The following is a 13,864-nucleotide window of genomic DNA, read 5'->3' on the forward strand; positions in this document are numbered from 1 at the left end:
TTTTGGTTTGCATTTTTTATGCTGTTTTTTTATCTATTTTGTTGAGGACAGCTCACTTTCTGTTACCCATTTATGATTTTTCACTTCTTTGCCGTCGGTTGTCGTAGTAAAGTCAACCATGTAAACAGTTGTTTGTTCAGCTGAGTCAATCTCTGCCGCTGCACCATCCATGCCTTCCATATGGTCTGCATTTACAGTAACTTCTTCTCCAGGTTCAAGCGGTTCATCTCCAGCTCCTTCTAACTCCTCATGTATCACCCATTTATGGTCTTCCACTCTTTCTCCCCCGGTTGTTGGGGTATATGAGATCGTATAAACAGTAGTATTATATGCACCTGCAATAGTTGCTTCAGCGCCCTTCATACCCGGCATATGATCAGATTCAATAATTGCTTTGCTTCCAACTTCATGAGTTGGTGAAGCAGCTTCTTCCAAACCTTCAGGAACTTCACCCGATCCTGACATATCCATATTGCTATGATCCATGCCTTCCATATTACCTTGGGTCTCTTCCGTGTTCTCAGTCTCGTTGCTTTCATTATTTTCCGTATTTTCTTCATTTGCATTTGAACAGGCTCCTAATAGTAATAAAAGAGCTGTAAGCAATACAAATAAGATTGATTTCCTTAAATCTTTTTTGAACATGCACATATCTCCTCCTAAAGCAATTTATATTATCATACCTATAAAATGTGCAGAAATTATGATGTATGCACTTTAACCAAATTCATGCTTTAAATGTATTCCCCGCTGATTAAATTTTATCTCTCGCTGGCTTTTCAATTTATTTGCTTTAGACTTAAAGTATAGTATCCTTTTAGAAAGATCTATCCATACAATTCCCATTTTCCTTTCCTGTTATATTAAAAAGGGGTGAAGAAATTGTGCTTTTCTCATAATCTACTAGAAATGGAAGCCCTAAAACTATGTGAGGAGATTAGGGAACAATCTATTTATAAACTAACAGGTATAACTGCTGGTGGTGAATGCATTATTGTTAAAGGAGGGAGCTCTATACAAGACAATCTAAATTTAAACCCCGGTGCCTCCTTACCTTTGATTGCAAAGGTCATGCTTGAAGATTCTGATGGACGGTGTTTTTCGGTTAAAACAGATGAAGCAGGGCTTCAGTTTGCTAAAGGCCTTATTACTTATAAAGAATATGTTCGTCTTCAGTCTAAAGAAAGAAGAAAGTTAACTATTGTTTTTATAGCTTCAGCGGGCGTGTTTGTTTTATTGGGCTGGTCTTTAATAAAGTTTTTGCTTTAATTGACTAAACAAGGAGTGGAGTACTCCTTGTTTCTTTTTTCTGCTGTTTATTGTTTCCTCATACGCTTTAAAATCTTGACAATGTGGACCATGACATTGAAATAAAACATATAGCGGTCACGAAATCTAAAAACAATCACCGCTAATCATGGCACTGCCCAGGCTGACTTCCACCTTCATGCATCTGGAAAAAGTGAAGCGGCGCTAACTTTTACATCCGGTGTATATGATTTTTACTGTTCTATACCTGGATATAAAGAAAATGGCATGATAGGCACTATTACAGTCGATTGAAGAAGTCCAATCCCTCATTATTTTGCAGGGATGGTTTTTTTAACAAAATATTATCATAAGGTGACCTGATATCGATGATGATGATAATGATATTACTCATATTTTCGAATTGTCGTTAACTAAAAACTCCAGTATGTAATAGTATCAAGTACTCCAATTATCAGCATTATGATACCAGTTACTTTTTGCACAATAGCCCCCATTCTTCGCCCCTTTTTCATTAATCTTCCTCCCAGTTCCAGGTACCATATAAGAAATACAGCAATAATTAAAGGCAAAGAAGTCCCTATTGCAAAGATAGGAGGCATTATCATCCCATAATTTACTGAGATAGCCATTGGCATCAGTGTGATGAAGAATAATACAAACATGGTCGGACAAAAACCAAGGCTAAAACTCACTCCCATTAAGAATGCTCCCAAGCTGCCTTCCTTTTGAAACCCTATAATAATTCCCCCAAGGGAAATTGTTTTACTGAATTTGATGAATCCAAGGAAAAATAATCCTATCAATATAAACATGGGACCAATAATTCTTCTAATCCAAGGAAAATAAACCGTCATAGTAGTCTTTACTTCACTTCCGAAGATCCACACTAATAAACCAAAAGATGAAAAGACAGCTATTTTCCCTAGTGTAAAGAACACGACTTCTTTCCAGGCAACATTCATTTGGAAAGATTTATTTCCATACAGTGTAATTGCGCCCAAATTCCCAGTAAATTGACAGGGGGCCAATGCACCGACAAGGCCCAAAATAAAAGCAAAAATTATGGGAATATCCTTGGTGTTCAAAACTATATTAATTAGAGGCTGACTAAGGAAGTTGCTTATTGTACTGAAAAATTCATACATTTTTAATTCCCCTACCTTGTATTCCTTCAAATAATCTGTATGAAAATAATCGGTTCACTGTTATTAAAAGTTCCTTTTTCATTCATAGCATTTAATTATGAAGATTTTATGAAGGCTGAAAATATTTACAATTACTTTCAAAGAGCAGTTAGAAACAGCTGATTTTTGAACATTTTTCCACTGCTCAAAAATCATCTTCATTTTTAATTTTGAAAGCAACTGCTAACCATCCATACAATTTGCAAAATGGCAGTTTATTTAAAATGAGCATAAATAAAGTCTTATATAGTTAATATTGCCAGCTTCAATTTCCGTTTACTTCCTCAGCATCCCAGTAATATTCACTGAAAACTTCCGCAAATGCTTCAATAGAATTATCTAATTCAGTGTTATTATTTTCTACTCCTCCGAACTCAAGCAGCATTGATTGGCTGGAAAGGTCTTGATTATATACTCCATTCCCATCATCTTTTGTTTTTATAAAAACACCTCTGCTAATTCCCGGAAATTCTTCTTCCAGCTTTTTATTTAATTCTTTAGCTAGTGCAAGATTTCTTTCAAAGTTTCTATTTTCCTTTCCGACGATAAAAAATAATCTTGCAAATGGCTCCCCATTTATTGTTGTCGTTGTAAGGTTCTTTGGCTGGGAGTCTCTGTGAATATCAATAAGATAGCTAATTGATGATTTTTGGGCCATTGCCTCTATTACTGTTTCTCTAGAAAGAGCATAGGAATGATTATAATTCCAATGTTTCTTTTTCAATTCCTCTGTAACATTCGAAGTACTATGGCTTGCTCCTATCCCTCGCTTCATTAATTCAACTTTCAGCTTTTTGCCAACCGCTATAATGTTTTTACTTTCATTTAAACTTACAGCTTCATTTGCCGATTTTTTCCCGGACAGTAATGGCAAAAAGGCTTCCCAGCTATGAGAATGATAAATAAATGCCACATCCTTACCAGTATTTGGAACTGGCGAGGATCCCTTGTCTTGTGGAGTATTTGGACTAGCTTGGTCCTTCTCTGCCAGTTCTTTCTCTTTCAAAAGCATCTCCAACGGGGGAGCAGATTCCATTGGCAAAGTAGTGAGGTCTGTTCCGAGTCCTGCAATGGCAATTTCGGTGTTAAAGGCAGAAAAAGCAGGAATTTCTCTCCCAAGAAACGTCCGAATGTCTTCCGGCCAAATATTGGTAAAGGTGAGAAATGCCGTACGGGAGATAGATGGCGTTTCTTCTTCCTTTATAGTTGACTTTAGCGGGCCTATTTCAGTTGACATTAGGCTTAGGAAAAAATTAGCATGCACCTTTTCACTAGTAGCTGTAATAACGGAAGAATTTAATCTTTCTTTTAAATCAAGATAATTTATAAAAAATACAGTACTGAAAATGAATAAAAAAAAGGCAAGATAAATCCAGTGAACTCGTATAAAAAACATGGAAGTATGATTCCTTTCTTTCATTATGTTCCCCCCCGTTCTAGTATTCTCCTTCGTAATTTAATATATGATTAAAAATAGATAATAGAATAGATTCTAATTGAACTCTATTAACAGTTATATAGAGCTATTTTTCTTGCAATATTTAACTGCATGAAAAGTAATAGAAAAAAAGAAATCCGCCTAATTCATATTGTTAGGCGGATTTTTGTAATGATATTGATTCCATTTAACTTATTCTGTAATGCTTATTCCATTCGGCACACCTTTTACTTCAATCGTTTCAATTACTTTATTCTGTTCTTTATCGATGATACTGACCGTATCCTCAAACATATTTGTAAATAAGACTTTCTTATTATCTGGACTTGTTACGACTCCATGTGATCCTTTTCCAGTTTTAATTTCAGCTGTTGCTTTCCTTGCAGCAAGGTCTATGACTGTAACAATGCTGGAAGGAGCTTCTTCTGTTCCTTGGTTTGCAACATAGGCAAACTGATCATTTTCATCAATATAGACTTGTGCGGGACCAGCACCAACAGGAATTTTATCAACCTTCTCAGTAGCCAAATCAACAACTGCAAGAGCATTTTCTCCATTGAATGTAGCAACAAGTGTTTCTCCATCTGAAGTGACACCTGTAGTAACAGGAGCTGCTCCTATTTTTATCCGTTTTTCCTCTTTCATGGAACCAATATTAACAACACTGACTATATCTTCACCCATGTTTGCAATATAAGCGCTCTTACTGTCTGCTGAGATTCTAAATCCATGTGGCCCTTTTCCTGTATCGACTGTACTAACCACCTCAAAGCTTGCTATATCAATGACTGCAGCCAGCCAGCACCCCTCCCATCATTAAGATAAATACCATAACCATGCTTTTTGATTTGCACATAAAGATATGCCTCCTTTTCGTATTTCGAAAGATTGTTAGACTTTTTGAAAGTTTGATTGCTAAAGTGAAATGAATCACTTTGGTTTTTCGTTATTATGATTGCCATAAAATCTCCATATCTGGGATGTAAGATAATTATTTTTCAACTCAAATAAAAACCGAATTTTACTCATTGCAATCAATTAAAAATTCCCTGAATTTTTTTCACATCCATAATTTCTGCATTTATTTTTATTATGATTTGTTTTGAATAAATACAGGAGGTTACCGGCATGAAGATTAAACTGCTTGCTATATTCATTTTTTCAATCATTTTCCTCGCTGCCTGTTCAAATAGCGGTATGAGTGGAATGGACCATGGAAACATGGACATGGAAGAGGAGAATAATTCTGAAGTAAAAGAGAATGACGAGGGGCTGCAGACTACAAACACTACAGAAACACTTACGGGCAATGAAATTAACATTGTTGCTCAAGAAAGCAAACATCAGCTGAATAAGAGTGTAAGCGTTAAGGCCCTAACATTCAATGGCTCTGTCCCAGGTTCCCAATTACGGGTAAAGCAAGGAGAAAAAGTAAAAATCAACCTAAAGAATAAACTTAATGAACCAGTGTCCATTCACTGGCATGGGATTCCAGTTCCCAATGAAATGGATGGCATACCAGGTGTGACACAAAACGCAGTCCAGCCAGGTGAAACCTTCACATATGAATTTTCAGCCGAGGATCCTGGAACATACATGTACCATACCCATCAAAATGCTGTTGAGCAAATGGATAAAGGTCTATACGGTTCATTTATTGTAGAACCAAAAGAGAAGACTTATGATCGTGACTATACCCTCATGCTTGATGAGTGGATGAGCAAGCCTGTAGAAGGTGAATCCACCATGGAAGGAATGGATCATAACAACATGGGTTCAGAAGAAGATAATGATAAAGAGTCTGATTCTGAAGAATCAAGTATGAGCGGCATGGATCACAGCAGCATGGAGTCAGAAGGCAATGAAAGCATGAATGGTATGGGGGAAATGGGCCATGACATGAGTGCTTACGATATCTTTTCGATAAATGGCAAAAGCGGCGACAGCATTGAGCCTTTAATGGTAAAACAAGGAGAAAAAGTCAGAATTCGACTTATCAACGCAGGATTTATGTCTCATAAAATCCATCTGCATGGCCATGATTTCAAAGTGGCAGCCATTGATGGACAAGAACTAAATGAACCAAAGGAAATTAAAGATAAGGTGATTTCAATAGCCCCTGGTGAGCGTTATGATATAGAGTTTACAGCAGACAACCCTGGCGAATGGTTTATAGAGTGCCACGGGGACATGGAAGGCACACGTGGAATGAAGACAATGATACAATATGAAAACTCTCCTGGCTCTACTGATAAGTCCAACCAATCCGAAGAGCTTCCAGAATTCACATTTATGAATTATGGCGGTTCTGACAAAGGTGAGTTTTCGCTGGATCAGGAATATGATGTTGACTATAAAATGGATTTAAACACAGCGATGGATGGTAGCGAAATGGCTTATACGATTAACGGCAATACTTTCCCAGAAACTGATAACATTAATGTCAAGGATGGCGACCTCGTTAAGGTGACACTGACTAATAATTCTATGATGGATGACCACCCTATGCATCTGCACGGCCACTTCTTCCAGGTCCTCAGCAAGAATGGGAAACCTGTAGAAGGTTCTCCGATCATGAAAGATACGATTAACTTAAAGCCTGGTGATGAATATGTGGTTGCGTTTAAAGCAGATAATCCTGGCAATTGGCTATTCCATTGTCATGATCTTCACCATGCGACAGCGGGAATGGTGAATATGGTTAAATACGATGGATTTAAACCAAGCTTCACTCCTGATTCGAATGCTAATAATAAACCAGAGTAACTATCAAATCCGCTAAGTAATTAAAGAAGCGGCCTGGCAAATAGGTCGCTTTTTTAGAAAAATCGGATCTAACCTTTTTGTTAATAAATAGGAGTGGTTTTAATGGGTATAGTCATATTTGGGCTAGTCGCTTTTTTAGCCGGGTTTGGCTCCTGTTAAAGCTTTCTTGTTTTAGGTTGGTTCGCCATGATGACTTTTATAAATTCAGGGTACCCTGCTATGTAAAAAAACCAATTGAAAGGATGAAAGTAATCTTCCTGGGTCCTCATCCTATAAAATAGCAACTGCTTCCTCTGGCATAATTCATATATTTAATAATTATTTACGCATGCCGACATCGTTTCCTTTGTTGTCTGCGGATGACACTCAGATTCTGCCTCCGGTGCTTTCTCAAGTGCCATCCATTTTCCTCTTTTGAACTGGATAACTAGCACAATTGCCCGGAATGCAATGTCAGCGCCTATCGCAATCCAAACGCCGGCCAATCCCCAGCCCAGCGCAATAGCTAAAACATAAACAAGAAATGTTCGTACGGCCCACATGCCAAAAGCTGTCAGGTACATAGGGAATTTTGTATTGTTTGCACCTTGGAAAGCTCCTGTTAATACCATAAGGACAGCTAGAAATGGCTGGAAAACTCCCGATATCTTTAGAGGAGTTCCAATATTACCGATTACTTCCTGATCCTTTGTAAAGAAACTTCCTGCCCATTCACCAAGAAAGAACAACATAGCCCCCAGGGCAGTCATTGATGCTAAAGTTAATAAGGTTGTAAGTTTAGCATATCGTCTAGCTTCATCTAGGTTTCCTGCACCGATTTGCTGTCCAACTAGTATTGTGGCTGCTGTTGCAAACCCATAACCAATCATATAAGAAAAGACCTCAATATTTCCTGCGATTTGGTGGGCGGCAAAGGCGTTTGTTCCAAGTGCCACTACAAATCCGAAATAGACGATTTGTCCAGCACGCATCACTAACCTTTCACCCGCGGCTGGTGCTCCAAGCGTCGTCAACTCTTTTAAATGTACTTTGTCCAGCTTCCAATAGTCCTTGCGAAAAGCAAGAACTTTTGATTGATTAAGGTAATATAGGAGTGCCGCGCTGCCAACAACCCGGGAGAATACTGTAGCAAGGGCAGCTCCCGCGATTCCCAGTTCTGGAATAAATAAAAAACCGAATATCAAAACGTAATCTAATGCTGCATTAACAATATTAATAATGATACTGACCTTCATCGGTGTTTTCGTATCTCCTGCTCCTCTCAGGATTGCACTTATGACAAACATTAAGGACATAAAAATCGAAGGAATGCCGACTATTCGAAAATATAGCGACCCTGCCTCTAGAACACTTGATTCAATCCCCATTAATTTTAATAAGGGTTCAGCAAATAATAAAGTTGCTAAACCAGTAATCAAACCAAAGAAAATCGCCAAGACAATAGATTGCTGGGAAATATGCCTTGCTTTTTCCGGTTGCTTCGCTCCAAGAAAGTTGGCAATTCTCACATTGGCTGCTACCCCTATTGCCATGAATAGAGCAAAATAAATGGCGAGAACTGCGTTGGTAACTCCAACTGCGGATACTTCCGCCAAACCTAACTTTGACACAAAATAGGTGTCTACAAAACCAAGGATGGTTTGAAAAAAATTTTCGATTACAGCAGGAATGGCCAGGACTATTATGACTTTTAGCCTTTCTTTATTAGATTGAATATTTTTCAGTTTTGCTTCTACTAAATCATCCTTCAACTATTTCTCCTCCATTTCTGAGAAGGCTGTAAATGATAATTACAATTTAATAAAATGGGGCACACCTTATAAGTGTGCCCCATTCTATAATTAGTCTATTAACATTATTTACTTATCCGGAATATTTATATTGAATGGATCATCTTTGTGGTGGGCATGGAGAAACTCTTCCATTTTTCCACTCACAATTACGACATGTCCGGCTGATCCAAGATAAGGCTCCAAATCCGTGATTTTACTTCCATTGTTATCAGCAACAGTAAATGTCATAATATGCTGTTTTAAAACCAAATCATCGATCTTTAACTCAAATACCAAGTCATCTGCAGCTTTTACTAACTCCTTATCCGGATTAATTAATTCATTTTGTTCCTCGCCTTTAGCAATAAAACCCAACTTAACATGCTGCTGCCCAGAACCTTCTAGAAGGAAATCGGCAAATATTTTGTCCGCTTTTGGTAAACCGTTTAGGACAGGTTTGATGGTATTATTCCGTATATACCTCTGGGCTCCAACCTGCTTGGATGGCATGTCTTTATAATGGAACAGTTTTAAATAAGGAAAAAGGATCGAAGCAAACTCCAATTCTTTTTCCTTATTTATCTAATACTTCCTGCTTCAACAATACGATCCCAGTTATTGCCGCCATCAGCAGTATGATATATGTCTCCATTAAAAGAAACAAACGTCAATTCCTGTTCATTTTTGGGGTTTTGAGCAAAATACATAACAGCATCTTCTTTCATTTTAGGCAATGCTATCTCTTCCTCTGTTTCATCAGTAAGAGAAAGCTTTGTCAACTTGGCTGTACCATCGTAAGTGCCATATATTAAGCCCTCGTTTGTAAAAAAGACAGATGTACCCTGTACGCTTTTCGAGATTCGTTCAAAACTTTCCCCTTTGTTCTTTGACAGGTAAATTCCCTGCTGTCCAGATGCTGCTAAATAATCTGCATTATTAGGATGAACAGATAAACTTAGTAATGTATCTTCCAAACCATTTGCAGCAACTTCCTTCCATGTCTTTGCTTTATCTTCGCTGAGATAAAACTTTCCAGTATCCATAATAGAATTCTCCTGCGGGTTCATTAGGAAAATAACCGAATTTTCATAGCCTGCTCCCATTAAATGAAAATCCGTTTCTCCTTCAAGGGCTTTCTTTTCAAGAGTTTGTCCATTATCGGGACTATACTGAATACCTAAAGGGTTTGGCAGTTTAGAATCATTTCCAGGGTGTCCGCTGGAATAAAACCCGTCTTGTGTCGCATTGAAGCCCATATAATCGTTATTTTCTTTCTTTGTTTTAAACCACTTTCCGTTATCATAAACTTTTAAGCCGTCATGAGCTGCAAAATAGACCTTACCTTGATTTCCAGCATAACCAACTCCGTGAATATGATCTATTTTTCCATCGAAAACTTCAAAAAAGCTATTTGAAGAAATGGATGTTTCTTCTCCCCCATTTTCCTGTTCACCAGTTTGTACTTCGGACTGTCCGGTATCCTTGGTATCTTTTACTTCAGCCTGTCCGCAGGCTGCAAGGCTAAACGTTAATCCAATTACTGCAAATAAACATATCTTCTTCATAAATTTCACTCCTGCTACCAATTATAAGGCCCTTTTAGAAGAATACAACCTAAAAAACCGCATGGAAAAGTTGTTCAGCTTACTCCTTCAAGATTTCTTAAAGACTATAACAAAAATATGCATATAGTGTGCAGAAAACACAGCCAGAAAGACATTCCTATAAATACCTAAGATTTTTTCTTAATGCAAGGTTTCTTCATATTTTTTTTGTAAAGTAAGTTTAAGGATATTACCAGATGAGGAGCAGCTGAAATGAAAAAGATAATGTTTATTATGAAGATGCTTAACTTTTTAAGATATACTCAATGGATTTAAGCATGGCAAAGACGATTATAAAACTAAACCCTTTAATGATAGGGAGATTTTGGAAATAGTAAATGCTCTGTTAAGAAGATCTTCGGCTCATAAACAGATCGGGCTTTCTGTTCCTGGATTAATATGGGATGAAAGGGGGAAGATTCCTTGTATATTAAAAAATTATCCAAAAATGGCCAAATCTTACTGCCTGCAGCCCTTAAGAAAAATTTGGGTGTAACGGATGGGGAATTTGTATATATATTTCACGAAGCTCGCCAGCTTGTGATAAGCAGACACCATGAAGATGATCATTTAAATAAGGTGATTTTTAGGAACGGGAGGTTCTCTATCCCTATGGAACTGAGAAACATGCTAAAGATCTCCGCAGCCTCCCAATTAAGGTTAGAAGCTCATTCAGAAAAAGGCTCTATCTCAATTACAAATTTAGATAATATGGAAGATCATGACCAATTTAGTTATCCTTAAACACTATTAAACTATTTATGCCAATTTCAATTATTGTATTAAGGGAGCCATCCAGCTCCCTTAGTGAAATATTAATAATAAAGTAAAACTTAACTTTTTAATGAGCTATTATAGTAGGAATTTTTACAATTATTTTTTGCATGGTATTGTCATCCGCCAAAAGTGAAATTATTATCACAGTCCAACTCTTCAGGCCATACATTTAGTATCATTTCCCCATCCTGCTTAACCTCTCAATCGTTCTTGCCAGTAATGCCGTTCGCTTCGGAAACGTTTTCAAATCGATATACTCATCTGTCTCACTATGGGAAAATTCTCCGAGCGGCCCCATGCCATCCACAGTTGGGACTCCTTCAGTGGATGTATACGCTGCATCCGAACCTCCGCCGGTGCTGACTTCCCTTATAGACATTCCAAGTTCTTCCCCTGCAGCCTTTATTTCCTCAATCAATTTGTCCGTTCCCGCCACTTTTTCCATTGGCGGTCTTCCAATTTTACCTGATAAGCTGGTTTCTGTTCCCTGCACTTCCTCCTCCTCTGCAATTTCTGTGATTTTTGCCGTAATCTCCTTTGCCTGTTCCATGTTCTTGACTCGAACATCCACTTGCGCTTCTGCATCTGGAGCGACGGTATTAGACGAGATGCCGCCGTCAATTAAGCCCACATTGACCGATAAGCCTCTCTCGTAATCATTTAAATCATGAAGTTTCACTACTTTATGTGCCAGTTCATCAATGGCGCTTCGTCCTCTTTCGGGTTCAACCCCTGCATGGGCACTTTTTCCTTTAACATCAAAGATAAATCTGCCAATTCCCTTTCTTTCTGTGACTATGCCGTCATCTGGCCTTCCGGATTCAACGACAAGTGAGAATTTTTTACCTATCGACGCCTCTTTTATAATGGCTTTTGATTTTCGTGATCCGATTTCTTCATCACTATTAAAAATCAGGTGTACATTTTTATATGCGTCCGAGCCTGTTTCCTTAAGAAGTTTCAATGCGTACAACACGGATACATGGCTTGCCTTTTCATCACTCACTCCAGGTCCATAGGCTTTATCCCCGATCATTTTGAATGGGCGCTTTTCCGCTTCTCCTTCTGGAAATACAGTATCCATATGGGCAATAATGATGATTTTAGGATCGCTATCCTTTTCGGCTTTTATCTCAAGATGGTTTCCATACTCTGATTCACGATGAACAAGAACATCCATTTCCAAATCCTCAAATTCCTTTCTCAAAACAGTGCCAACCTTGTCCACTCCTTCTTTATGATAAGAGCCGCTGTCTATATTAACGAGTTCCTCGAGCAAGTTCATCATTTCCGGCATTTTATCTTCTAAATAGGCTTCATATTGATTCAATGAAATCACTCCTTTGTAAATAATCAGGGTTACGCTTCGTTAATTCCAATGGCTGATCCTGGCCTGCTTGAATCAGCAGCTCCATGCAGCATGCCAGTTTTGGGATCCATCAGGATTGCCTGGACATTCCCAATTGGCCTGTCTGTATCATCAAACTGAAATCCCATTTTGCGGAGCTTGTCAATTTCACCTTGGCCAATGCCTTGTTCGGTCCAGACATCAGGTCCTACACTGTTATAAATCCTTGGTTCTTCGATTGCATCTTTTACATCCATTTCAAAGTCGAGTATATGGCTGATAACCTGCGAAACTGAAGAAACAATGGTTGGGCCGCCAGGAGAGCCCAGCGTTAAAACAGGCACCCCATCTTTGAATACTATTCCAGGTACTTTTGCGCTGACCGGCTGTTTATTTGGTGCCACGCTATTAATATGATCCGGTTCAGGTGTAAAATCGGTCAAATCATTGTTAAGCAAAAATCCGTAACCTGGTACCATGATGCCTGAACCCATAATATGCTCATTCGAAGACGTGCAGGCTGCAATGTTTCCCCATTTGTCCGCAACGGTAAAATGCGTAGTATCTTTTCCTGTTTGATATACTTTTACTTCGCCCCTGGGACGATCGCTGCCCTGGAACTTCCAGGGGTTGCCGCAGTCAATTTCCGGATTTCTCGATTTCCAGTCAATCATTCCCCGCCGTTCTTCTAAATACTCTTTCTGAAGCAGACCTTCAACCGGAATTTCAGAAAAATGAGGATCTCCCATATAAGCCAGCTTATCAGTGAATGCTAATCTCATTGCCTCTGAGAATAAATAATACTTTTCCCAGGAAGATACTCCATACTTGTTAAGCTCAAACCCTTCCAAAATCCCTAAAATCTGCAGCAGTGAAATTCCCCCGCCATTAGGTGGTCCTGGAACGGCAATTTCATAGTCTCTGTAGGTTCCCATCACCGGTTCTTCTATCGGAGCCCGATAGTTCTGGAGATCCTCATTCGTCATAATACCGCCCTGCTCTTTAAGAGTCTTGATGATGGCATCTGCAATTTCACCTTCATAAATCGCTTGTATCCCATTCTTTTGCAGTATTCTAAGAGTCTTTGCCAGGTCTTTGTTTTGTACCCAGTCTCCCTGCACTAACGGAACACCTCCCGGCATAAAAAACCGCTTTGCTTCTTTCCCCATCCTGATATGAAGAATTTCGATGACTTCGTCCCATTGCCAGTTAACCCTAAAGCCTTCTTCAGCCAATTTAACGGCAGGCTCAATCAGGTCCTCCATCGGCTTTGTCCCAAACCTTTTATGCCCCTCATCCATAGCCTTCATGATACCGGGAATGCCTGCTGACTTGGCATCAATGGTCTGCTGAAAGTAAGGAGTAATCTCTCCCTGTTTATTTAAGAACTGATCTTTATCTGCCCCTGAAGGTGTTTGTGAATGGCCATTAATCACCTTGGTCTTTTTTGTTTTCTGATCATAATACACGACATATCCGCTTGCTCCTATGCCAGTGTTAAACACTTCAACTACACTAAGAGCAAATTGAATGGCAACAAGGGCATCCATGGCGTTGCCGCCATTCCGTAAGATTGCGGCACCGGCTTCAGTTGCTTCATGGACTGCAGAAGCAGCCATTCCATGAGTGCCAGTCGCCTTCTGCCTCTTGTCCTCAGTGTCATTTTCCATGTGTCTGGTATCTACCTTATCCATTGAATCCCT

13 protein-coding genes and 1 pseudogene are annotated in these 13,864 nt (G+C 38.8%); 5 read left to right on the forward strand and 9 right to left on the reverse strand.

Features of this window, described 5'->3' with window-relative positions; genetic code table 11:
• Positions 1-33 precede the first annotated feature (33 nt).
• Complete coding sequence (locus NAF01_RS13770; protein ID WP_250800497.1) at positions 34-645, reverse strand: YdhK family protein; 612 nt, start codon at positions 643-645, stop codon at positions 34-36.
• Between the two features lie 237 nt (positions 646-882).
• On the opposite strand from NAF01_RS13770, the gene NAF01_RS13775 reads away from it, so the two are divergent.
• Positions 883-1,269, forward strand: a complete 387-nt coding sequence (locus tag NAF01_RS13775) for a hypothetical protein (protein ID WP_197215918.1) — start codon at positions 883-885, stop codon at positions 1,267-1,269.
• Between the two features lie 135 nt (positions 1,270-1,404).
• The gene (locus tag NAF01_RS13780; protein WP_227888072.1) at positions 1,405-1,563 is read left to right on the forward strand and encodes a plastocyanin/azurin family copper-binding protein; all 159 of its coding nucleotides are present in this window, start codon (positions 1,405-1,407) and stop codon (positions 1,561-1,563) included.
• Between the two features lie 119 nt (positions 1,564-1,682).
• Here NAF01_RS13780 and NAF01_RS13785 read toward each other — a convergent pair whose 3' ends face one another.
• The 3 genes from NAF01_RS13785 to NAF01_RS13795 all read right to left on the reverse strand — a co-directional run bounded on the left by NAF01_RS13785 (position 1,683) and on the right by NAF01_RS13795 (position 4,659).
• A complete protein-coding gene (locus NAF01_RS13785; RefSeq protein ID WP_250800498.1) occupies positions 1,683-2,417 on the reverse strand; it encodes an urease accessory protein UreH domain-containing protein in 735 nt (244 codons plus the stop codon).
• 304 nt (positions 2,418-2,721) lie between these two features.
• Positions 2,722-3,876 (reverse strand): stage II sporulation protein P, encoded by a 1,155-nt coding sequence (gene spoIIP, locus NAF01_RS13790; RefSeq protein WP_350457417.1) that lies wholly within the window; start codon positions 3,874-3,876, stop codon positions 2,722-2,724.
• 210 nt (positions 3,877-4,086) lie between these two features.
• Positions 4,087-4,659, reverse strand: a complete 573-nt coding sequence (locus NAF01_RS13795) for a YncE family protein (RefSeq protein WP_250800500.1) — start codon at positions 4,657-4,659, stop codon at positions 4,087-4,089.
• Positions 4,660-5,022: 363 nt separating this feature from the next.
• Here NAF01_RS13795 and NAF01_RS13800 point away from each other — a divergent pair, with 363 nt between their 5' ends.
• Both NAF01_RS13800 and NAF01_RS25105 read left to right on the forward strand, forming a co-directional pair.
• A complete protein-coding gene (locus NAF01_RS13800; RefSeq protein ID WP_250800502.1) occupies positions 5,023-6,660 on the forward strand; it encodes a multicopper oxidase family protein in 1,638 nt (545 codons plus the stop codon).
• A gap of 162 nt (positions 6,661-6,822) precedes the next feature.
• Positions 6,823-6,885: pseudogene (locus tag NAF01_RS25105) on the forward strand (DUF2759 family protein); the annotation flags it as partial.
• 86 nt (positions 6,886-6,971) lie between these two features.
• Here the strand turns inward: NAF01_RS25105 and NAF01_RS13810 are convergent.
• The 3 genes from NAF01_RS13810 to NAF01_RS13820 all read right to left on the reverse strand — a co-directional run bounded on the left by NAF01_RS13810 (position 6,972) and on the right by NAF01_RS13820 (position 9,997).
• Positions 6,972-8,411, reverse strand: a complete 1,440-nt coding sequence (locus NAF01_RS13810; protein ID WP_250800504.1) for an MATE family efflux transporter — start codon at positions 8,409-8,411, stop codon at positions 6,972-6,974.
• A gap of 108 nt (positions 8,412-8,519) precedes the next feature.
• On the reverse strand, positions 8,520-8,996 hold the full coding sequence (locus NAF01_RS13815) for a hypothetical protein (protein WP_250800506.1): 477 nt from the start codon (positions 8,994-8,996) through the stop codon (positions 8,520-8,522).
• A gap of 14 nt (positions 8,997-9,010) precedes the next feature.
• Positions 9,011-9,997, reverse strand: coding sequence for a F510_1955 family glycosylhydrolase (locus NAF01_RS13820; protein WP_250800507.1), 987 nt, complete (start codon positions 9,995-9,997; stop codon positions 9,011-9,013).
• A gap of 462 nt (positions 9,998-10,459) precedes the next feature.
• Here NAF01_RS13820 and NAF01_RS13825 point away from each other — a divergent pair, with 462 nt between their 5' ends.
• Complete coding sequence (locus tag NAF01_RS13825) at positions 10,460-10,780, forward strand: AbrB/MazE/SpoVT family DNA-binding domain-containing protein (RefSeq protein WP_197215930.1); 321 nt, start codon at positions 10,460-10,462, stop codon at positions 10,778-10,780.
• Positions 10,781-10,988: 208 nt separating this feature from the next.
• Here the strand turns inward: NAF01_RS13825 and NAF01_RS13830 are convergent, their stop codons facing one another.
• Together NAF01_RS13830 and ggt are read right to left on the reverse strand one after the other, a co-directional pair.
• Complete coding sequence (locus NAF01_RS13830; RefSeq protein ID WP_250800508.1) at positions 10,989-12,143, reverse strand: M20 family metallopeptidase; 1,155 nt, start codon at positions 12,141-12,143, stop codon at positions 10,989-10,991.
• 29 nt (positions 12,144-12,172) lie between these two features.
• Positions 12,173-13,855 carry a gamma-glutamyltransferase gene (ggt, locus tag NAF01_RS13835; protein WP_250800510.1) on the reverse strand — a complete coding sequence of 561 codons (1,683 nt, stop codon included), beginning with the start codon at positions 13,853-13,855 and terminating at the stop codon, positions 12,173-12,175.
• Between the last annotated feature and the right edge of the window lie 9 nt (positions 13,856-13,864).

The organism is Cytobacillus firmus, from assembly GCF_023657595.1.
Classification (GTDB): Bacteria; Bacillota; Bacilli; order Bacillales; family Cytobacillaceae; genus Cytobacillus; species Cytobacillus firmus_B.